General features: G+C 35.9%; 20 protein-coding genes. All 20 read left to right on the top strand.

The window, feature by feature from the left end; all coding sequences use genetic code 11:
• Position 1: 1 nt before the first annotated feature.
• Positions 2-208 carry a DUF1146 domain-containing protein gene (locus tag KTQ83_RS03390; RefSeq protein WP_117571749.1) on the top strand — a complete coding sequence of 69 codons (207 nt, stop codon included), beginning with the start codon at positions 2-4 and terminating at the stop codon, positions 206-208.
• Positions 195-1,133: a rod shape-determining protein gene (locus KTQ83_RS03385; protein ID WP_186999067.1), complete on the top strand. Its 939-nt coding sequence runs from the start codon at positions 195-197 to the stop codon at positions 1,131-1,133. Before KTQ83_RS03390 ends, KTQ83_RS03385 begins: the two co-directional genes overlap by 14 nt.
• Complete coding sequence (locus KTQ83_RS03380; RefSeq protein ID WP_227402742.1) at positions 1,130-2,197, top strand: MraY family glycosyltransferase; 1,068 nt, start codon at positions 1,130-1,132, stop codon at positions 2,195-2,197. The genes KTQ83_RS03385 and KTQ83_RS03380 overlap by 4 nt, the downstream gene beginning before the upstream one ends.
• 49 nt (positions 2,198-2,246) lie before the next feature.
• Positions 2,247-2,795 carry a hypothetical protein gene (locus KTQ83_RS03375; protein WP_117926053.1) on the top strand — a complete coding sequence of 183 codons (549 nt, stop codon included), beginning with the start codon at positions 2,247-2,249 and terminating at the stop codon, positions 2,793-2,795.
• Positions 2,796-2,802: 7 nt separating this feature from the next.
• Positions 2,803-3,987, top strand: a complete 1,185-nt coding sequence (gene tilS, locus KTQ83_RS03370) for a tRNA lysidine(34) synthetase TilS (protein ID WP_186999066.1) — start codon at positions 2,803-2,805, stop codon at positions 3,985-3,987.
• A gap of 46 nt (positions 3,988-4,033) precedes the next feature.
• Positions 4,034-4,576: a hypoxanthine phosphoribosyltransferase gene (hpt, locus tag KTQ83_RS03365; protein ID WP_186999065.1), complete on the top strand. Its 543-nt coding sequence runs from the start codon at positions 4,034-4,036 to the stop codon at positions 4,574-4,576.
• A gap of 10 nt (positions 4,577-4,586) precedes the next feature.
• On the top strand, positions 4,587-6,542 hold the full coding sequence (ftsH, locus tag KTQ83_RS03360) for an ATP-dependent zinc metalloprotease FtsH (RefSeq protein ID WP_217256022.1): 1,956 nt from the start codon (positions 4,587-4,589) through the stop codon (positions 6,540-6,542).
• 100 nt (positions 6,543-6,642) lie between these two features.
• Positions 6,643-7,527 (top strand): Hsp33 family molecular chaperone HslO, encoded by an 885-nt coding sequence (gene hslO, locus KTQ83_RS03355; protein WP_117926569.1) that lies wholly within the window; start codon positions 6,643-6,645, stop codon positions 7,525-7,527.
• Positions 7,520-8,485, top strand: coding sequence for a tRNA dihydrouridine synthase DusB (gene dusB / locus KTQ83_RS03350; protein WP_117926570.1), 966 nt, complete (start codon positions 7,520-7,522; stop codon positions 8,483-8,485). The genes hslO and dusB overlap by 8 nt, the downstream gene beginning before the upstream one ends.
• Before the next feature lie 105 nt (positions 8,486-8,590).
• Positions 8,591-10,417 carry a 1,4-alpha-glucan branching protein GlgB gene (gene glgB / locus KTQ83_RS03345; protein WP_117926571.1) on the top strand — a complete coding sequence of 609 codons (1,827 nt, stop codon included), beginning with the start codon at positions 8,591-8,593 and terminating at the stop codon, positions 10,415-10,417.
• A gap of 77 nt (positions 10,418-10,494) precedes the next feature.
• Positions 10,495-10,866 carry a hypothetical protein gene (locus KTQ83_RS03340; protein ID WP_117926572.1) on the top strand — a complete coding sequence of 124 codons (372 nt, stop codon included), beginning with the start codon at positions 10,495-10,497 and terminating at the stop codon, positions 10,864-10,866.
• 49 nt (positions 10,867-10,915) lie between these two features.
• Positions 10,916-11,764: a transketolase gene (locus KTQ83_RS03335; RefSeq protein WP_255466308.1), complete on the top strand. Its 849-nt coding sequence runs from the start codon at positions 10,916-10,918 to the stop codon at positions 11,762-11,764.
• Positions 11,764-12,678 (top strand): transketolase family protein, encoded by a 915-nt coding sequence (locus KTQ83_RS03330; RefSeq protein ID WP_117571758.1) that lies wholly within the window; start codon positions 11,764-11,766, stop codon positions 12,676-12,678. The genes KTQ83_RS03335 and KTQ83_RS03330 overlap by 1 nt, the downstream gene beginning before the upstream one ends.
• A 1-nt stretch (position 12,679) precedes the next feature.
• The gene (locus KTQ83_RS03325) at positions 12,680-13,264 is read left to right on the top strand and encodes a class I SAM-dependent methyltransferase (protein ID WP_217256021.1); all 585 of its coding nucleotides are present in this window, start codon (positions 12,680-12,682) and stop codon (positions 13,262-13,264) included.
• Positions 13,265-13,343: 79 nt separating this feature from the next.
• Positions 13,344-15,434: a PTS sugar transporter subunit IIABC gene (locus tag KTQ83_RS03320; protein ID WP_217256020.1), complete on the top strand. Its 2,091-nt coding sequence runs from the start codon at positions 13,344-13,346 to the stop codon at positions 15,432-15,434.
• Between the two features lie 5 nt (positions 15,435-15,439).
• Positions 15,440-16,273 (top strand): PRD domain-containing protein, encoded by an 834-nt coding sequence (locus tag KTQ83_RS03315; RefSeq protein WP_217256019.1) that lies wholly within the window; start codon positions 15,440-15,442, stop codon positions 16,271-16,273.
• A 199-nt stretch (positions 16,274-16,472) separates the two neighbouring features.
• The gene (locus tag KTQ83_RS03310; RefSeq protein ID WP_003866163.1) at positions 16,473-17,453 is read left to right on the top strand and encodes a PTS sugar transporter subunit IIB; all 981 of its coding nucleotides are present in this window, start codon (positions 16,473-16,475) and stop codon (positions 17,451-17,453) included.
• An 18-nt stretch (positions 17,454-17,471) separates the two neighbouring features.
• Positions 17,472-18,290, top strand: coding sequence for a PTS mannose/fructose/sorbose transporter subunit IIC (locus KTQ83_RS03305; RefSeq protein ID WP_117926014.1), 819 nt, complete (start codon positions 17,472-17,474; stop codon positions 18,288-18,290).
• Positions 18,291-18,313: 23 nt separating this feature from the next.
• On the top strand, positions 18,314-19,231 hold the full coding sequence (locus tag KTQ83_RS03300; RefSeq protein WP_117926012.1) for a PTS system mannose/fructose/sorbose family transporter subunit IID: 918 nt from the start codon (positions 18,314-18,316) through the stop codon (positions 19,229-19,231).
• 18 nt (positions 19,232-19,249) lie between these two features.
• Entirely contained in the window at positions 19,250-19,636 is a 387-nt protein-coding gene (locus tag KTQ83_RS03295; RefSeq protein ID WP_117926010.1) for a DUF956 family protein, read from the top strand.
• Positions 19,637-19,906 lie beyond the last annotated feature (270 nt).

Below are 19,906 nucleotides of genomic sequence, written 5' to 3'. Positions count from 1 at the left end.
TATGGCAGCTTCTGTAATTTCTTATTTAGTATTCTTTGCGTGTTTTGGTTTAAGCTTTTATGCGATTTCAAGTATTCAGTTTGAAAAGGTGTGTAGTGTAAAAAATCCGAAGAAAGTGCAAATTTTAATGTTTCTTTTATCGCTTTGTCTTGCGTACATTTCAAGTCAGGCGATTTTACAATTAACAATCTATAATGGCTTTGCTTGATAAGTGGATTGCCCTGGATATGGGGGCGTATCTTGCACGGTTTTATGATTTTTCTACACAGAAACAAATTGTTTTAAAAACAATAATCGCAAAAAAAGGAAAAGAAACATTGGGTGTATCGGATCAGGCGCTTGCCTATTTATATAAGGATCTGGATACGATACAAATTCAATATCCTATATCACATGGTCAAATTCTTCATTCAATTGAACCTTTGGTTCAGAAGGGGTTAAACGAACTACATGCCTTTGATGGCTTATTAAGACCGAGTGTGCTTGTGAGTGTTCCTACGGAGTTGTCGCAAAGACAACGAGAACTTTGGCAGCAAATGTTTTTGGATTGTGGCGTACGTAAGGTTGAATTTATTTCAAACTTAAATGCTTTACAAGAAGAAGGTTCTTGTTTTTTAGTACATAGTGGACATTCTTATACGGAAATTCATGTGTGTGCTTATGGTAAGGTGCTTGTGTCAAAGACAATTTATTATGCGGGAGCACAGATTGATGAGCAGATACAAAGGATTGTTTACAACAAGACGGGTTGTTTTATCACAAAAATGGATGCGGCGCATTTGAAGGAAATGGCAAGTCTAGCTTTTTGGCAACAAAAAAACAATTTATTGTTGTGTTATGCATTTGATTCAAGACAGATTCTTCATCATATTCAAATTGAGTCAAGTATGTTGTGGCCGGCCTTCGAGATGGTTTCAGCACAGATTTCATTATGGGTAAAACATTGTTTTGATGGCCTTCCTGCTTCTTTACAAGAACATTTTTTGATGCATGGAATTGAATTGAGTGGAGGATTGGCGGATTGTTTTGGACCGTCACAATTCATTTCTAAGAACATATCTTGTCCAGTTTTTTGTACAAAACGAGGACAATACGATATGATAGATGCATTAAAGGGGGTAAAGTCAGCGTGATTGATTATAAAATGATTTTATTACCATTCTTGATTTCAGTGATTCTAACACCGTTGGTGAAGCAATATTCTATTTATTGTGGGGCCTATGCCAAAGAAAATAAGCGTACGGTCCATCATGGAAAGATTTCGCGTATTGGTGGTGTAGCGATTTATTTGGCATTCATTATAACGATGGCTATCTTTGTGAAGGCTGATCGTCAGATCAAAGGTTTGGTTATTGGAAGCAGTATTATGTTTTTTACTGGTTTAATTGATGATTTAATCGATATTAAGCCACTGGTTAAACTAACATTGGAAGTTATTGCGGCTATGGTTTTGATTTATTTTGGGGTTTCAGTAGATATTATTCGTTTGCCTTTGGGCATTCAAATTGATACAGGTATTATTTCGTTTATTTTTACGATTATTTGGGTGGCCGGTATCACAAATGCAGTAAACCTGATTGATGGCTTGGATGGTCTTGCAGGAGGTATGAGTGTTATTGTGCTTGTGGTCATTGGTTCTATCGCTATCATCGAAAGACGTTCGGATTTATTAAGCATTGCCTTTATCTTAGCTTTTGGAACATTGGGTTTCTTAGTTTATAATGCGCATCCAGCTAGTATCTTTATGGGAGATTGTGGATCGTTGTTTTTGGGGTTCATGATTTCGGCAATTTCATTGCTTGGATTTAAATCGAGTACGATTTTGACGTTGGCATTGCCTATCTTATTGTTGATGCTGCCAATTATTGATACGTTATCCGCTATTTTGAGACGTACTTTAAAGGGTATGAAATTTATGGAGGCGGACAAGAGTCATATTCATCACTTGTTGATGCGCCAATTTGGACATCGTAATACTGTAATTATCATGTGTGGTTTAACAGCGCTTTTTGGATTGAGTGCTTTTGCGTATATGATCAATCGAAATATCGGCTTTTTAGTTATGGTCATTATATTGTTGGCGGTAGAGATCTTTATTGAGAAATCGGCAATGATTAGTGAGAAATTTCATCCTTTAATTGGTTTGTGGCATCGTATTCAAAGAAAATCGCGAAAAATATTCAAAAAAGTAGGCTAAAATGCCTACTTTTAATATTGTTTTCACATCGGTTTGTTAGAATGGGGTTATGGAACCGAATGAATGGCAAAAGTACAAAAACAAGAAGTCGACGGAGTACACACAGAAAATAACGTCGCAGGCTAGAATTGCTGAAGAACAACTGTTAGAGGGTTTAAATGAAAGTGAGGTTTATGATTATATGCTTTCTAAACTGAATTTTTGTCAGAGGAAACAAATGTATTCGAGTTTAGAGGCTAAGGTGTATGTGAAAGTTGGTGACATATGCTTTACAGATTTTGGATTGGCCTATCTAAGTGAGGTTGGCTATCAGCATTTTGGTTTAGTGTTGGCAATGAAGAATGGGAAAATATTTGTAGTACCTATGAGTGGGAATAGTAGTGCGTATCATAGGGCGTATGATCCTGTATCCCATATGGGAAAGCGTCATTTGATGCGTTTACCAGAAATTGAGGGATTAAATAAGTCGAGTGTCTTATTTTTAAATGATGCGAAATGGATCAATTCGGCGCGTGTGATTGATGTGAAGGCGCATATTGACCCGAATTCTCACTTGTTTGATAAAATAAAAAAATGTGTTATGCAAATGATGCTATAATAAGAACATGTCAAAATGTGTAGTAGCCTGTTCAGGTGGACCTGACAGCATGGCTTTATTAGATCAATTGAATAAACAAGGCAAGGACATTGTCGTTGCACATGTGAATTATAAACATCGCGATACGGCAGATAGGGATGAGAAAATAGTGAAGGAATATTGTAAAAAATATGATATTCCTGTTCGAGTTTTATATCCGGTGTATGAGAAAGGAAATTTTCAGGCATGGGCAAGAGATGTTCGTTATGCCTTTTTTGAAGAAGTGGCAGATGAATTTGATACGAAATTATTATATGTAGCACATCAGATGGATGATGTGATTGAGACGTATTTGTTTCAGAAAAATCGAAATATGATTTGTGACTGGTATGGATTAAAAGAAAAGAGTGTAAGGCAGGGATACCAAATTGTTCGACCTTTACTTAATTTCACAAAGAGTGAATTGCAACAATACTGCAATGATAATGGTGTTTCTTTTGGGATTGATGAATCGAATTTAACCAATCACTATACGCGTAATGTGATTCGTCATACGCAAATTGAGAAGATGGATCGTAATGAAAAGGAAGAATGGATTTTAAAGATTCAAAATGAGAATGATTTTTGGCAAATAAAAAGAGCAGGCATAGAAGATTTTTTAAAGAATTGGAATGGGGATGTAGATTCTTTATTGAATCAAGAAGATGCCTGGCTCTATTTAGATGCTTTCTTATTTCAGGCTTTGAGCCATCATTTCTCTAGGAAATACACGGAAGAGTTGTGTGTCCAATTAAAGGGAAATGTGCTGATTGAAATAGAGAATCATTTATTGGAAAGGCATAATGAAAAGTTGTATTTAATGCCAAAACCACAGAATGTGTATTGTACATTGGATGAATTGGAGTATAAAGATTATAAAGAATTCTCTATTATGAATCAGGGCCAAACAATTGAGTCTTTTAGTGTGGAGGCATCTGACTTTCCTTTGGTGGTGCGTCATGTTAAAGTGAATGACGTAATTTCGATGCGTTTTGGAAATAAGAATGTGCATCGTTTCTTTGTGGACCGAAAAATCTGCAAGATATACCGAAAATATTGGCTGGTTGTGGAAAATAATGCAGGAAAAGTTATTTTCGTACCAGGCCTTGGATGTGATGTAGAACATTATTCACAAAATCAACAGTTCTATTTTAAAATGAATGGTCTAGATTAAATGTTTATGTTACAATGTTTAAGTAACTTAAGGAGAAAAACACCATATGATAGCTCAAGATATTGAAAAAATTTTATTAAGTGAAGAAGAAATCGAAAACCGTTGTGTAGAACTAGCACATCAAATAGAAGAAGATTATAAAGAATCTGGAGAAACTCCAATCGTAGTTGGATTGTTAAAGGGAAGCGTTCCTTTTATGGCTGAATTGATCAAGCGTTTTGAATTTCCATGTGAAATTGATTTTATGTCCGTTAGTTCATACGATGGAACAGAATCTATTGGAGATGTTCGTATTTTAAAGGATATGGATTTATCTTGTAAGAATCGTTCTATTTTAGTTGTAGAAGATATTATTGATACAGGTAGAACTTTAGTTGAAGTAAAGAAAATGTTTAAGAATAAAGGTTGTCTAGATGTTCGTTGTGTAACATTGTTAGATAAACCAAGCCGTCGTGTTTGTGAAATTGAGGCGGATTACGTTGGTTTTGAGGTGCCAAACGAATTTGTGGTTGGATACGGATTGGATTACAACCAGAAATATCGTAACTTACCATTTGTTGGTGTTTTAAAACCTGAAATTTATCAGTAGGAGGAAGATTATGAAGAAGTGGTTAAATTATTTACCAACCATCTTCATTTTATCAATTGTATTATCATTAGTTTTTTATAGTTCACAGGGCAGTACTGTACAAATGAATTATACACAATTTGAGAAAATTGTAGATGAAGTTGACTTTAAGAAGAGTTCTATGACAATTAGTTCCACTGTTATTCAGTTGGAAGGTACTTATGAACAGAACTCAAAGACAGTTGGATACAAGGTTATTGTTCCAAGAACAGAAAAGAATATTGAGAAGTTGGAAAAGGATTTGCAACGTAATGGTGGAAAGCTAACAGTAGAAGATCCAAACCAAGGAAGTGTATGGATTTCTATTCTTTCTCAAATCATTCCATTCTTGATTATTGCGGTATTCTTCTACTTCATGTTTTCTAAAATGGGTGGTGGAGGCAATAATAAAGCCTTTGAATTCGCAAAATCAAAAGCTCGTGTTGAATCGAATGTAAAAGTTCGTTTTAAAGATGTTGCGGGTTGTGAAGAAGAAAAAGAAGAAGTAAAAGAAATTATCGATTACTTGCGTTCGCCAAAGAAATTTACAGATATGGGAGCACATATTCCTAAGGGAATCTTGATGGTTGGTCCTCCAGGAACTGGTAAGACTTTATTGGCAAAAGCCGTAGCTGGAGAAGCCAATGTTCCATTCTTCTCGATTTCAGGTTCTGACTTTGTTGAAATGTTTGTCGGAACAGGTGCGAGTCGTGTTCGTGACATGTTTAAAACAGCACAAAAGAGTGCGCCATGTATTATTTTTATTGATGAAATCGATGCCGTTGGACGTCAGCGTGGAGCTGGTATGGGTGGCGGAAACGATGAGCGTGAACAAACATTGAACCAATTATTGGTTGAAATGGATGGTATGACAGATAATGCTGGAATCGTTGTTATTGCGGCTACAAACCGTCCAGACGTATTGGACCCTGCTTTACTTCGTAGTGGTCGTTTCGATCGTCGCGTTACGGTTAGCTTGCCAGATATTAAGGGCCGTGAAGCTATTTTACAGGTACATGCTCGTAACAAGAAATTGGCGAATGATGTTTCACTTGCAAACCTGGCAAAACGTACGCCTGGATTCTCTGGTGCAGATTTAGCTAATGTATTGAATGAAGGTGCCATTTTAGCGGTTCGTAAAAATGAGTCTAAGGTTACAATGACGGATTTAGATGAAGCTATTGACCGTGTTATGATGGGACCTGCGAAAAAGAGCAAAAAATATACAGAAAAAGATAAAATTCTTGTGGCTTACCATGAAGCGGGACATGCCGTTATTGGTTTAAAACTTGAAGATGCAGATATGGTTCAGAAAGTTACAATTATTCCTCGTGGAGATGCGGGTGGATATAACTTGATGACACCTCGTGAAGAGAAATACTTCCATAGAAAATCTGAATTTATTGCGCAGATCACTGGTTTACTTGGTGGTCGTACAGCTGAAGAGATCCAATTTGGTGAAATCAGTGCGGGTGCTGTAAATGATATTGAAAAATTAACAGAAATTGCCAAAAATATGGTTCGTGTATATGGTATGTCTAGTTTAGGGCCTATCCAATATGCGGATCCTCAAGGAAATGTCTTCTTAGGAAGAGATTATACAAAGGGTAGTGATTATTCTGCAGGTGTAGCGGCTGAAATTGATAAAGAAGTTCGTGCGATTGTTGATGAGTGCCATGAAAATTGCCGTAAGATCTTAACTGAAAACAAAGATTTGTTGGATTTGATTGCGAACAATTTGTATGAACATGAAACATTAACAAATGAAGAAATCACCAATTTAATGAATTATGGACAATTAACAGATCCAAATATTGAAACAAATGCAGAAGAGGAAAAAGTAGAACAAGAAGTAGTTCAAGTTCCAGAGATTCCGGAGACTCCAGCTGGTGTTGATCAAAAGGATTTGGATGATGCGTTCAATGAATTAACTAAGAAAAAAGATTAATTACACATTAAAGCCATCGATTGATGGCTTTTAGTTTGGCTTGAAATGGATACAAGAATTCAGTAGAATGTTGCTAGTGAATTTTATTGTGGAGGATATTATGAAAGATCAACTATTAAAAGCTCTTGTTTTAAATGAGCATGTTCGTTTATATATTGTGCGCACAACTGACTTAGTACAGGAAGCGCAAGATCGTTTTGATTTACATCCATGTGCTTGTGCAGCTTTAGGAAGAACTTTATCTGTAGCAAGTATGATGGGTGCTATGTTGAAATCAGAAGAAGAAATGTTGTCAATCACAATCAATGGACACGGTCCAATTGGTTCTATTGTGGTAGATGCATATGCGAATGGAAATGTTCGTGGGTTTGTTTCAAATCCACATGTAGAGGATGTTTTGATTCGCCCAGGAAAATTAAATGTAGGAGCTGTTGTCGGCACAGATGGAACTTTAACAGTTACTAAAGATTTAAGTATGGAAGAAAACTTTTCTGGTTCGGTTGAGTTACAGAGTGGTGAAATTGGGGATGATTTCGCCTATTACTTTACTTTGTCTGAACAAACACCAACAGCTGTATCATGTGGAGTTTTAATAGGAACAGATGGTCGTGTTGCCAGTGCAGGTGCTATGATTCTACAAATGCTTCCAGATGCAACAGAAACAGATATTTCTATTTGTGAACACGTACTTGAAGGATTGAAACCAATGAGTACTTTAATTCAAGAATATGATGATTCAAGTTTAGAAGATTTGGCAAATGACATGTTTGAAGATGCGAAGATTTTAACGACACAACCAGTGGCTTATGATTGTCCTTGTTCAAAGGTACGTATGGCTAGAGCTTTGGGAACTATAAAAAAATCAGATGTTTTAGAGATGGCTGATAAAGAGCATGGTTGTGAAATCACATGTAATTTCTGTAATGAAACATATCATTTCACAGAAGAAGAATTAAGAGCGATTGCGAGTAAGATGCATGATTAAGATTGGAAATGTAGAAATCGAAAATCCGGTTGTGATTGCACCAATGGCAGGTATTAGTAATATCGCATTTCGTAGAATTGCGAAACGCTTTGGAGCTGGTTTAGTTTGTAATGAAATGGTAAGTGATAAAGCTTTATACTATGATTCATTGAAGACGAAACAAATGTGTGCCATCGATGAAAATGAACATCCTGTATCTTTCCAGTTGTTTGGTCATGACATTGATACGGTTGTGTATGCAGCTAAATATTTGGATACGCAAACAGATTGTGACATTATTGACTTTAATATGGGGTGTCCCGTAAACAAGGTTATCAAAGCACAGGCAGGAAGCTTTTTAATGAAGGATATTGATTATGCCAAAGAACTTGTATCGAATATTGTACAAAATGTAAATAAGCCAGTAACTGTAAAGATGCGTTTAGGTTTTGATACGTATCATATTAATTGTGTTGAAATGGCGAAGGCTATGGAAAGTGTGGGCGTTAGTGCTGTTGCGGTGCATGGTCGTACGCGTAATCAGATGTATGAAGGAAAAGCAGACTGGTCTTATATTAAGCAAGTAAAAGATGCGGTATCTATTCCTGTTATCGGGAATGGGGATGTCCGCAGTGTAGAAGATTTTCACCGTATGATGAATGAAACAGGTTGTGATGCGGTTATGCTAGGTCGAGGAATTGTAGGTAATCCATTCTTGATTCAAGAATGTGTGGATTCAATTACAGGACAGAAACATGAATTTTCAATGGAAGATCGTATTGAAATTTGTGTGGATCATGCCAAAGGATTAGCGGATACAAAAGGTGAAAAAGTAGCTATTCGTGAAATGCGAGGTTTGGCTAGCTGGTATTTAAAGGGACTTCCTAGTTCAAGGATCTTTAAAAACGAGATGTCACAAATGAACACATTAGAAGATTTAGAAAATATATTACGTCAATTTATGGTGGTGCAGCGTTAGTTGCATCTTTTTTTTGATAATTGGTAAGCGTTTTCAAAGTGTGAAGAATATACTTTAAGTTTCTTGTGTTCCGGTATAAAATATATATACGGAGGTTATATCGATATGGATCAAAGAAAGACAAAAGCCTTTTTTGAAGGGCGTGACATACATGCTTATAATATTTTTGGTGCACACCTAGAAGCTAATGGGGTTCGCTTTAGAGTGTATGCTCCAAACGCAAAGAATATTTCAGTTATTGGTACATTTAATAATTGGGATGATCAAGCGAGTAAAATGAAAAAAGATAAACGTGGGATTTGGGAATGTTTTGTAGAAGGTGCAAAGGATAAGGATTCGTATAAATATCGTGTGTGGCAGGCAAATGGTGAATTGGTAGACAAAATGGATCCATATGCTTTTTATAGTGAATTAAGACCAAATACGGCAAGTATTGTATCAGATTTAAGTTATGATGGATGGACTGACAAAGAATGGCTGAATCAAAGAAATAAGGGTTTTGATTCTCCTGTAAATATTTATGAAATGCATGTTGGTTCATGGAGAAAAGATGATGAAAGCGAAGAGTTTGTACAGTATCATGAAATAGAAAAGGAATTGATTGAACATTGTAAAAAACATCACTTTACACATGTTGAAGTCATGCCGCTATGTGAATACCCGTTTGATGGTTCTTGGGGTTATCAATGTACGGGATATTTTTCAAGTACTTCTCGTTATGGAACAAATCATGAATTAATGCACTTTGTGAATGCACTTCACGAAGCTGGAATTGGTGTTATCATGGATTTTGTACCTGTGCACTTTGTAAAGGATAATTACGCGTTAGGAATGTTTGATGGTACGCCTTTATATGAATATTCAAAACCGGAAGATGCGAATAGTGAATGGGGAACGGCTAACTTCAACTTATGGAAAGAAGAAGTTCGCTCATTCTTGATGTCTGCAGCCAATTTCTGGGTAGATGTTTATCATGTGGATGGTTTAAGAATGGATGCGATCAGTAATGCGATTTTCTGGCATGGAAACAAGAATAATGGTGTGAATGAAGGTGCATGTGATTTCATGAAACGTATGAATCACTTGTTGAATGAGGCACATCAAGGAAAAATCATGTTGATTGCAGAAGATTCAAGCGATTTCCCTAATGTCACAAAGCCAAGTTATGCGGGTGGTTTAGGATTTGACTATAAGTGGGATCTAGGTTGGATGAATGATACATTATCTTATTTAAAAAGAGATCCAATCTATCGTAAGTGGCATCACCATGACGTTACTTTCTCGATGGCTTATTTCTATTCAGAAAGATTTATCTTACCATTTAGTCATGATGAAGTTGTGCATGGTAAGGCAACCATTGTAGATAAGATGTGGGGAAGCTATGAAGATAAGTTTGCCCAGGCAAGAGCATTATATGTATATATGTTTACGCATCCTGGAAAGAAATTGAATTTCATGGGTAATGAAATTGGTCAATTGCGTGAATGGGATGAACAAAAGAGCTGTGACTGGTTCTTGTTGGATTATCCAATGCACGATGCATTTGAACATTTATGCGAAGATTTAGGTAAGATTTACACAGAAAATGATGCATTCTTTGATCAAGATTATGATCCAAGTCGTTTCTGTTGGATTGACGCAGATAATGTAGGACAAAATACGTTCTCATTTATTCGTAGAGGTTCAAAGAAAGATTTCGTTATTATTATGAATTTTTCAACAAATCCATATGATCACCAACAGTTTGGTGTTCCTTGCAAAGGTAAATATAAAGAAATTTTGAATACAGAGTGGGATAAATACAACGGAAACTTAAAAGGTCATGCACCTCAAGAGGTGCAGGCAATGCGTCTTACAAGACATAATCAGCCATATATGATCGAAGTAAATGTTCCTAGTTTTGGTGCCATGATTTATGAAGTTGAAAAGTGAGATTGATTTCTCACTTTTTTTGATGAAACTTCTTTTTTTTACGTATAAGAGAGTGTAGAAAAAAGGAGAACAAAAAAATGGAAAAATTAGATGTAGAATTTGAACTGTTTCGTAAGCGAGTGTACAACTTGGAGATTCGTAGCTTTTATTTACTTTTATTGAATCGGGGTTGCGACATAAAGACTTTAAGAGCTTTATTTTCGGATGTGGATGAAAAACTCGCTTTAAAGATGGATGGTATGTTTTATCGTGCTCAATCGGATCGAGTGCAAGAAGTGTTAGAGAAAGTAATCAAACAAGAAAAGACAAATGCGAGGATGGATTGTTTTGAGAAGTTATTTGAAAAAGGGATAGACATATTTGAAGCGTTGGAATTGATTGGGATTAGTCAAAATGACATAGAATTGATCAATGATGCAGCTTATGTGTGGCAATATAAGCATTTGTGAAATAATTGACTTTTTGTAGGGGGTGTATTGTGACAAAAAGTTTGTTATAATGTATGCGCAAAAAGGAGATAGCGTAAATATTATGGAAAACAAGGAACTTGCATTGCACGCAAAAAATATTCGTAGAAATATTGTGAAAGAAGTGTATAGTGCCCAAAGTGGACACCCGGGTGGAAGTTTAGGTGCAACTGACATTTTAACAGAGTTATACTTTGAAGAAATGGATATTAATGAGGAAAACTTAAATACATTGAATCGTGATCGTTTTGTATTAAGTAAGGGACATGCAAGTCCAGCTTTATATGCAGTACTTGCTGAAAAGGGATTCCTTCCTGAAGAAGAATTGACAACTTTCAGAGCTATCAATTCACGTTTACAAGGACACCCTAACATGAATTATGTAGAAGGTGTAGATATGTCTACAGGATCTTTAGGACAAGGTATTTCTTGCGCTGTAGGTATGGCATTAGCCAATAAATTAGATGAAAACGATTACCGTATCTATACTGTACTTGGAGATGGTGAATGCCAAGAAGGACAAGTATGGGAAGCTACAATGTCGGCGGCTCACTATAAATTAGATAATTTATGTATTATTGTTGACAATAATAACCTTCAAATTGATGGTCATGTAGATGAAGTTATGAGTGTGTATCCTTTGGATAAAAAATTCGAAGCTTTCAATTGCCACGTAATTAATGTAGATGGTCATGATTATGATCAATTGCGTGCTGCATTAAAAGAAGCTCGTGAAACAAAAGGAATGCCAACTGTAATTGTTGCGAAGACAATTAAAGGAAAAGGTGTTTCATTTATGGAAGATCAACAGGGATGGCATGGAGTAGCACCAAATGAAGAACAATACCATGCTGCAATGAAAGAATTGGAGGCAGAATAATGGCAAAAGTAGCTACACGTGTCGCTTATGGTGATGCTTTAAAAGAATTAATGGTTGAAAATAAAAATGTCGTTGTATTAGATGCTGATTTAGCGGGTAGTACAAAGAGTGGAGAAGCTAAAAAAGTAGACCCTTCTCGTCACTTTGACATGGGAATTGCCGAAGGAAATATGATGAGTGTTGCGGCTGGTCTTGCGGCTAGTGGAAAGATTGCGTATGCTTCTACCTTCGCAATGTTTGCGACTGGACGTGGATTCGAACAAATTCGTAACAGTATCGGATATCCACAATTAAACGTTAAAATCTGTGCATCTCATGCAGGAATTAGTGTTGGAGAAGATGGTGCAAGTCACCAATGTATTGAAGATGTTAGTTTAATGCGTGGTATTCCAGGTATGAAAGTTATCGTTCCATGTGACTATAATGAAGCTAAACAAGCATGTAAGGCTGTAGCTGAAATTGATGGGCCTTGCTACGTTCGTTTAGGTCGTAGTGGTGTTGAAAGTGTAAATGGCGATGACTATAAATTTGAACTAGGAAAAGGTGTTGTCCTTCAAAAAGGTGAAAAAGTAGCTTTAGTTGCGACTGGATTAATGGTTCAAGAAGCATTAGAGGCTGCTAAGAAAATGGAAACAGCTCCAACTGTAGTGAATATCCATACAATTAAACCAATTGATAAAGAATTGATCATTGAACTAGCAAAAACTCATGATACTATCGTTACTTGTGAAGAACATTCAATTATTGGTGGTTTAGGAAGTGCTGTGGCAGAAGTTTTAGCTGAAGCAGGAACAGCATGTAAACTTGTTCGTGTCGGTGTTCAGGATGTATTTGGTGAAAGTGGAAAACCAGCTGAATTATTCGCAAAATACAAAATTGATGCAGATGCGATTGTAGAAGCTGCTACAAAGTAGTATGGCACACTATTTCACAAATGATATTGTAAAAGATGCACCAGAAGAAATTACGATACATTTTCGTGATTTTACATATAAGTTAAATTCGAATGCTGGAGTTTTCAGTAAAGATAAATTGGATGAAGGTACACGTATTCTTTTAGAAACGGTACTCGACAATGAAGCTGAACCAGAAAGCACATTAGATCTAGGTTGTGGAATTGGTCCGATTGCCTTGATTTTAATGGAGTATTGGAAGCATACCGCAATGACAATGATTGATGTAAATCAAAGAGCTTGTCAGCTCGCAGATTCAAACATGAAAAAATATCGTCGTAAGGCAAAGATATTATGTCAGTCAGGTGTGAATGAAGGCCAGTATGCCTGTATTCTTTTGAACCCACCGATTCGTACGGGAAAGGCAATGATTTATTCATTGTTTGATCAGTGCTTATTACATTTAAAGGAAGATGGTCATTTCTGGATTGTAATGCGCAAGCAGCATGGTGCACAAAGTGCGATTCATTATTTACAAGAAAAAGGCTATGAAGTAGAAAAAATGGCTCGTGATAAAGGCTATTGGGTAATGAAGATTTCAAGATAATGATTCTGCATTACCTTTTTTTTATGGACTTTTTGACAGAGGTCATTTATCATCATAAATACAGTAGAGGTATTAATCAATGAAACAACATCATGTGTTTAGTTTTTTACAAAGGATGGGAAAATCCTTTATGTTACCTATCGCAGTGCTTCCTGTTGCAGGTATTTTTTTGGGTGTAGGAAGTTCTTTGACCAATGAAACAACCGTAATGGCATTGCATTTAGAATCAGTATTAGGGCAAGGAACCTTTTTATATTGTGTTTTAATTTTATTGAAAAAAGTGGGCAAAATTTTATTTGATAATCTACCATTAATTTTTGCGGTTTCTATAGCTTTAGGAATGTCTAAGCGAAGAAAAGAAGTCGCTGCTCTTGCAGCTATTATTGCCTTTTTTGTGATGCATGCCACAATTAATGCGTTACTTTGTTTAGATGGAAGTATAGTGAATGGTGTGGCTTCAAATTATATTCTAGATGGATCTATTACTTCGGTATGTGGAATTTTGTCGCTTGAAATGGGTGTGTTTGGCGGAATTATAGTTGGACTTGGTGTTAGTTATTTGCATAATCGTTTTTACCAGATTCAACTGCCAAATGTGATTTCTTTTTATGAAGGAGAACGCTTTATTCCAATTATTTGTGCTATTACATATGTATTAGTTGGAGTGCTTTTGTATTTTGTTTGGCCACCATTACAGCAGGGCGTTTATAATTTAGGACGATTTATATCTGACTCCGGCTATTTTGGGACATTTATTTATGGAGTTATTAAGCGTAGTTTAGTTCCTTTTGGCTTGCATCATGTTTGGTACATGCCATTTTATCAGAGTGCTCTAGGCGGTGTAAAGATGGTAAATGGTTCAATTATATCGGGCGCACAGAATATATTCTTTGCGCAATTATCCGATCCAAGTGTGACTCATTTTAGTGTGAATGCAACTAAATTTTTCTCTGGGGAATTTATTTTTATGATTTTTGGCTTGCCTGGCGTAGCTTTAGCCATGTATAAGTGTGCAAATCCAGAAGCTAAAAAAAAGACGGCGAGTTTATTGCTTTCGGCCGCTTTAACAAGTGCATTAACAGGAATTACAGAGCCGATTGAATTCTCTTTCTTGTTTGTGGCGCCATTATTATATGTTGTTCATGTGTTATTAGCCGCCACATGTTTTGTGGTTGCACAAGCTTTACAGGTTGCGATTGGATTTACTTTTTCAGCTGGGTTGCTTGATTTTACATTGTTTGGGATTTTGCAGGGAAATGCGAAGACAAATTGGATGATTGTAGTTTTGATTGGCTTGGTATATTTCTTTGTGTATTATGGGGTGTTTAAGTTTTTGATTGTAAAGTACGATTTAAAAACGCCTGGAAGAGACGAAAGCATTAAGGTGTTTGATAAGAAGAAGTATGATTTTAGTTTTGATAAATCGTTGATCGATCCTAGAAGTCAGATGATTGTTCAAGGCTTAGGTGGACGAAGTAACTTTACGGATTTAGATTGTTGCATCACAAGATTAAGAGCGACAATCAAAGATGATACTTTAATCAATGAAGGGTTGTTAAAAAAATCGGGGGCTGCAGCTATTATGTGTCAGCCAAATGCAATTCAAATTATTTATGGTCCTCAGGCTTCGAATATAAAGACAAAACTGGATGAGTATATGTTGAATGTGCCGGAAAGTTATGATTTTGAGGATAAAGAAGTTGTTTTAGAAACAAAAACACAGTTGGAACTTGAATGTTTAGTAAATGGGGAAGTAATGCCGATAGAAGATGCAACGGATTCTATGTTTGCACATAAATTGATGGGTGATGGCATTATGATTCGTCCGTATGATGGGGTTGTTGTGGCGCCGTGTGATGGAGTTATTTCAATGATTTATCCAACAAAGCATGCGATTGGTATTACAATTGATGATAATACACAGATCTTAATTCATTTTGGCACGGATTCGGCGAAATTAAATGGCAAGGGGTTTGAATTGTTGGTTAGACCAAACCAAGAAGTAAAAGCCGGAGATGTTTTGTGGAATGCAGATTTAAAGTATATCAAAGATAATGCGTTAGATGAGAATATTATAATTGTATTTACGAAAATAAAAGATGGTGCAGAAATAGAAAAAAAATATGGAAAAATGCAATGTCATGATATGATGTTAAGGGTAAAGGGATAATGGATATGTATGAAATTTTAAAGGTTTTGAATCATAATACAATCTTGGTTTTAAAAGAAAATGAAGAAATAATTGTGATGTCTAAAGGAATTGGTTTTGGTAAAAAACAAGGGGAACAAGTGGATGTTCCGCGTAATGCAAAGCAGTATAAGATGCAAAAGTCATATCAGGCGAAACAGAAATCGAATAATATTTTTGATTACATTGATCCAATGTATATTGAAATTTCATCTGAAATTATTACTTTAACAAAAGAGAAATTTGGTAAAGTAGAACATGATATTTTATTGTCTTTAGCGGATCATATTTATTTTGCGATAAAAAGAATTAAAGAGAAGGATTTCCCATCCAATCCATTTAATATGGATATTCAACTTATGTTTCCGGATGAATATTCAGTGGCGTTAAAGGCAAAGGATGTCATTGAAAAATATACGCATGAAGAAATTAATACAGATGAAATTGCTTTTATCACTTTGCATATTCACTCGGCTATATCGGTAAATAAAGTAGGAGAGTCGATGGAAGTTATGCGTATGATTCGTGAATTCTTCAAGAAATTACAGGCTGATTTAAATGTTCGTATTGATGCGAATTCATTGTCATATATTCGTTTAATGAATCATATTAAGTTTTTGTTGTTGAGACTAAATAATGATGAGGAATTGCAGATGGATATTACAGAGTTCACAAAAGAAAAGTTTCCATTTGCTTATGAGCAGGCTCGTGTTTTATGTGAACAATTGAGCCGTGTTTTACATAAAGATTTGCCAGATTCGGAGTTGGGGTATTTGGCTTTACACTTGGAAAGAATTTTATCGAGTACGATTATTTCGTGAAAAATGTTGACAACGCTTTCAGAAAGTGGTACATTTTCAGATGTAAAAAGTGAATATTCAATAGCGTGTAACTGGTTAGGCAGGCATTTACTATTTTGATTGAAGATATAATTTTTATTGGTTTATTGTATATCTTCAGTTTAAATGTATATGTCTGTCTTTTTTTGCGTATTGAATTTCTAAGAAAGGATGAAAATATATGGTAGGAATTATTCTTGCAAGTCATGGTGAATTTGCGAATGGTATCTTCCAGTCAGGAGCTATGATTTTTGGTGAACAAGCCAATGTAAAGCCTTGTACTTTGATGCCTAGTGAAGGACCTGAAGACATTCGAAAGAAGATGGAAGATGCGATCGCTTCTTTTGAAAATCAAGAAGAAGTATTGTTCTTAGTTGACCTATGGGGAGGAACTCCATTCAATCAGGCAAGTGCCTTGTTAGATGGTCACGAAGACAAATGGGCAATTGTCACAGGATTGAATTTGCCTATGTTGATTGAAACGTATGCTTCTAGATTTTCAATGGAGAAGGCGCACGAAATTGCAGCACACGTCATGCAGACGGCACAAGAGGGTGTACAGATTAATCCAAAAGAATTAGAACCAAAAGAAGAAAAGAAAGCGGAAGTAAGCGCAGCCCCTCAAGGAGCTATTCCAGAAGGAACAGTTCTTGGAGATGGACATATTAAATATGGTTTAGCACGTATTGACACACGTTTACTTCATGGTCAGGTAGCAACAGCTTGGACAAAGACAGTTGGACCAAACCGTATCATTGTTGTTAGTGACAATGTAGCTCATGACAATTTAAGAAAGAGCATGATCGAACAGGCGGCTCCTCCGGGAGTAAAAGCAAATGTCGTTCCAATCGATAAGATGATCCAGGTCGCGAAAGATCCTCGTTTTGGAGCCACAAAAGCGATGTTGTTGTTTGAAACACCACAAGATGCATTAAGAGCTATCAAAGGTGGAGTTGATATTAAAGAATTGAACTTAGGTTCAATGGCACACTCTCAAGGAAAGGTAGTTTGTACAAAGGCCGTTTCTATGGGAAGTGATGATGTAAAAACATTTGATGAATTATTAGCAATGGGAATTAAGATCGATGTTCGTAAGGTGCCAACAGATTCACCTGAAAACTTCGATGAAATTCTTAAAAAAGCAAAAACAGAATTAAAGTAAATTTAGAGGGAGATTATTATGTCAGCGATTAGCGTTATTTTAGTTATAATTGTTGCCTTCTTAGCCGGTATGGAAGGGATTCTTGACCAATTTGAATTCCACCAACCATTAGTAGCATGTACATTAATTGGTTTGGTTACTGGTCACTTAAAAGAAGGTGTTATGTTAGGTGGTTCTTTGCAGTTGATGGCTTTAGGTTGGGCAAACATTGGTGCAGCTGTTGCACCCGATGCTGCACTAGCTTCAGTTGCTTCTGCAATTATTATGGTTTTAGGTTTAAATGGTGGAACAACAGATACTACAACTGCTATTTCTACAGCAATTGCCGTAGCTATTCCATTATCAGTAGCTGGTTTATTCTTAACTATGCTTTGCCGTACAATTGCAATTCCAATTGTTCACTTCATGGATGCTGCTGCTGAAAAAGGTGATTTTGGAGCAATTGAACGTTGGCAAATTGTAGGTATTTGTTTACAAGGTGTTCGTATTGCGATTCCTGCTGCTGCATTATGTTTCGTACCTAGTTCAGTTGTAACTGGTGTATTAAATGCAATGCCAGCTTGGTTATCTGGTGGTATGACAGTTGGTGGAGGAATGGTTGCTGCCGTTGGTTATGCAATGGTTATCAACATGATGGCTACAAAGGAAACTTGGCCATTCTTCGCTTTAGGTTTCGTATTTGCTTGTGTAAGTGAATTCACACTAATTGCTTTAGGTGTTATTGGTGTTGTTATCGCAATCGTTTATTTAGGTTTGAAAGATGCTGCTAAAAATAATGGTGGAGGATCGAATACTGGTTCTGGTGATCCATTAGGCGACATCTTGAATGATTACTAGGATTTTGAAGGAGGTAAATGAAAATGGCTGAAAAAATTACATTAACTAAACAAGATCGTAAAAAAGTTTGGTGGCGTCATCAATTCCTTCAGGGTTCTTGGAACTATGAACGTATGCAAAATGGTGGATGGTGCTATTCAATTATTCCTGCAATCAAAAAATTATATTCTAACAAGGAAGATCAAGTTGCTGCTTTAAAACGTCACATGGAGTTCTATAACACTCACCCTTATGTGTCAAGTCCAGTAATGGGTGTTACACTTGCTTTGGAAGAAGAAAAAGCAAATGGTGAAAATGTAGATGATACAGCAATCCAAGGTGTTAAAGTAGGTATGATGGGGCCTTTAGCTGGTGTTGGCGACCCAGTATTCTGGTTTACAATGCGTCCAATTTTAGGTGCATTAGGAGCTTCTTTAGCATTAAGTGGAAATATTCTAGGACCTATCTTATTCTTTGTATTATGGAACGTAATTCGTTTAGCATTCATGTGGTATACACAAGAATTTGGTTACAATGTAGGTACTAAAATTGCTAAAGATATGTCAGGTGGACTTCTTGGAAAAATAACTCAAGGTGCAAGTATCTTAGGTATGTTTATCATTGGTGCATTGGTTCAACGTTGGGTAAGTATTTCGTTTACTCCAGTTGTTTCAAGTGTTGCTCAATCTGAAGGTGCATACATTGATTGGTCACAAATTCAAGGAAATGCTGATGGAATTAAGAGTGCATTAGAACAATATTCTTCATTAGGAGCTACTGGTTTAAATCAAATCAAAGTTACAACTTTACAACAAAACTTAGATTCATTGATTCCTGGTCTTGCAGCTTTATTATTAACTTTATTATGCTGTAAATTATTGAAGAAGAAAGTTTCGCCAATCACAATTATCATCGCATTATTCGTAGTTGGTATTATTGGTCGTGTAATCGGAATTATGTAATAGCTTAAGGAGGTACATATGGCACAATCATTAAATTCAAAAGTAGATTTAACAATTAAGGCAACATCTTTTGCAGGATTAAGTACAAATGGAAATGTCATGGTTGGAAATAAAGCGTTTGAATTCTATAATGAAAGAAATGTTGAAGATTGTATTCAAATTCCATGGGATACAATTGATCGAGTAGAAGCGAGTGTCTTATTTAATAAAAGTATTTCTCGATTTGTGATTTTCATAAATGAGAAAACATACTTTACTTTCTCTACAAAAGACAACAAAAAAACACTGCGTGCTATAAGAGAATATGTACCTGCAGATCGAATGCTTCGATCATTAAGTTTTTGGGATGTGTTTAAACGAGGTTTAATGTATATTCCAAATAAATTACTACATTCTAATAACTAAGTATTGTTAACCCAATCCACATTATGTTGATTGGGTTTTCTTTCTTTTAAATTGGTGTACACGAATAGTAAAGAATACAGGAGAAAAATAATATGACGTGTGACTTTTTCACAGAAAAAGTCTTTCTTAATGAAAAAGGATGTGGAACTTTAGAATTTCACATCCTTGTTGTTTATGCTTTTGGCTTTAGCCGGTTGAGTACGAAGTACGAAACAACAAAACCACCTGCTATGCGGGTGGTATCAAAAAAATGTTATACAAAATAATCAC

Source organism: Holdemanella porci, assembly GCF_019052655.1.
In the GTDB taxonomy this organism is placed as follows: domain Bacteria; phylum Bacillota_I; class Bacilli_A; order Erysipelotrichales; family Erysipelotrichaceae; genus Holdemanella; species Holdemanella hominis.
The sequence above is the reverse complement of the archived record's forward strand: the minus strand, read 5'-3'. Positions and strand labels throughout refer to the sequence as shown.

What these genes read in the sequence shown, in the direction of transcription:
- KTQ83_RS03390 (WP_117571749.1), top strand. Translation starts at nt 2, where the DNA reads ATGGCAGCTTCTGTAATTTCTTATTTAGTATTCTTTGCGTGTTTTGGT.
- KTQ83_RS03385 (WP_186999067.1), top strand. Translation starts at nt 195, where the DNA reads ATGGCTTTGCTTGATAAGTGGATTGCCCTGGATATGGGGGCGTATCTT.
- KTQ83_RS03375 (WP_117926053.1), top strand. Translation starts at nt 2,247, where the DNA reads ATGGAACCGAATGAATGGCAAAAGTACAAAAACAAGAAGTCGACGGAG.
- tilS (WP_186999066.1), top strand. Translation starts at nt 2,803, where the DNA reads ATGTCAAAATGTGTAGTAGCCTGTTCAGGTGGACCTGACAGCATGGCT.
- hpt (WP_186999065.1), top strand. Translation starts at nt 4,034, where the DNA reads ATGATAGCTCAAGATATTGAAAAAATTTTATTAAGTGAAGAAGAAATC.
- ftsH (WP_217256022.1), top strand. Translation starts at nt 4,587, where the DNA reads ATGAAGAAGTGGTTAAATTATTTACCAACCATCTTCATTTTATCAATT.
- hslO (WP_117926569.1), top strand. Translation starts at nt 6,643, where the DNA reads ATGAAAGATCAACTATTAAAAGCTCTTGTTTTAAATGAGCATGTTCGT.
- dusB (WP_117926570.1), top strand. Translation starts at nt 7,520, where the DNA reads ATGATTAAGATTGGAAATGTAGAAATCGAAAATCCGGTTGTGATTGCA.
- glgB (WP_117926571.1), top strand. Translation starts at nt 8,591, where the DNA reads ATGGATCAAAGAAAGACAAAAGCCTTTTTTGAAGGGCGTGACATACAT.
- KTQ83_RS03340 (WP_117926572.1), top strand. Translation starts at nt 10,495, where the DNA reads ATGGAAAAATTAGATGTAGAATTTGAACTGTTTCGTAAGCGAGTGTAC.
- KTQ83_RS03335 (WP_255466308.1), top strand. Translation starts at nt 10,916, where the DNA reads ATGTATGCGCAAAAAGGAGATAGCGTAAATATTATGGAAAACAAGGAA.
- KTQ83_RS03330 (WP_117571758.1), top strand. Translation starts at nt 11,764, where the DNA reads ATGGCAAAAGTAGCTACACGTGTCGCTTATGGTGATGCTTTAAAAGAA.
- KTQ83_RS03325 (WP_217256021.1), top strand. Translation starts at nt 12,680, where the DNA reads ATGGCACACTATTTCACAAATGATATTGTAAAAGATGCACCAGAAGAA.
- KTQ83_RS03320 (WP_217256020.1), top strand. Translation starts at nt 13,344, where the DNA reads ATGAAACAACATCATGTGTTTAGTTTTTTACAAAGGATGGGAAAATCC.
- KTQ83_RS03315 (WP_217256019.1), top strand. Translation starts at nt 15,440, where the DNA reads ATGTATGAAATTTTAAAGGTTTTGAATCATAATACAATCTTGGTTTTA.
- KTQ83_RS03310 (WP_003866163.1), top strand. Translation starts at nt 16,473, where the DNA reads ATGGTAGGAATTATTCTTGCAAGTCATGGTGAATTTGCGAATGGTATC.
- KTQ83_RS03305 (WP_117926014.1), top strand. Translation starts at nt 17,472, where the DNA reads ATGTCAGCGATTAGCGTTATTTTAGTTATAATTGTTGCCTTCTTAGCC.
- KTQ83_RS03300 (WP_117926012.1), top strand. Translation starts at nt 18,314, where the DNA reads ATGGCTGAAAAAATTACATTAACTAAACAAGATCGTAAAAAAGTTTGG.
- KTQ83_RS03295 (WP_117926010.1), top strand. Translation starts at nt 19,250, where the DNA reads ATGGCACAATCATTAAATTCAAAAGTAGATTTAACAATTAAGGCAACA.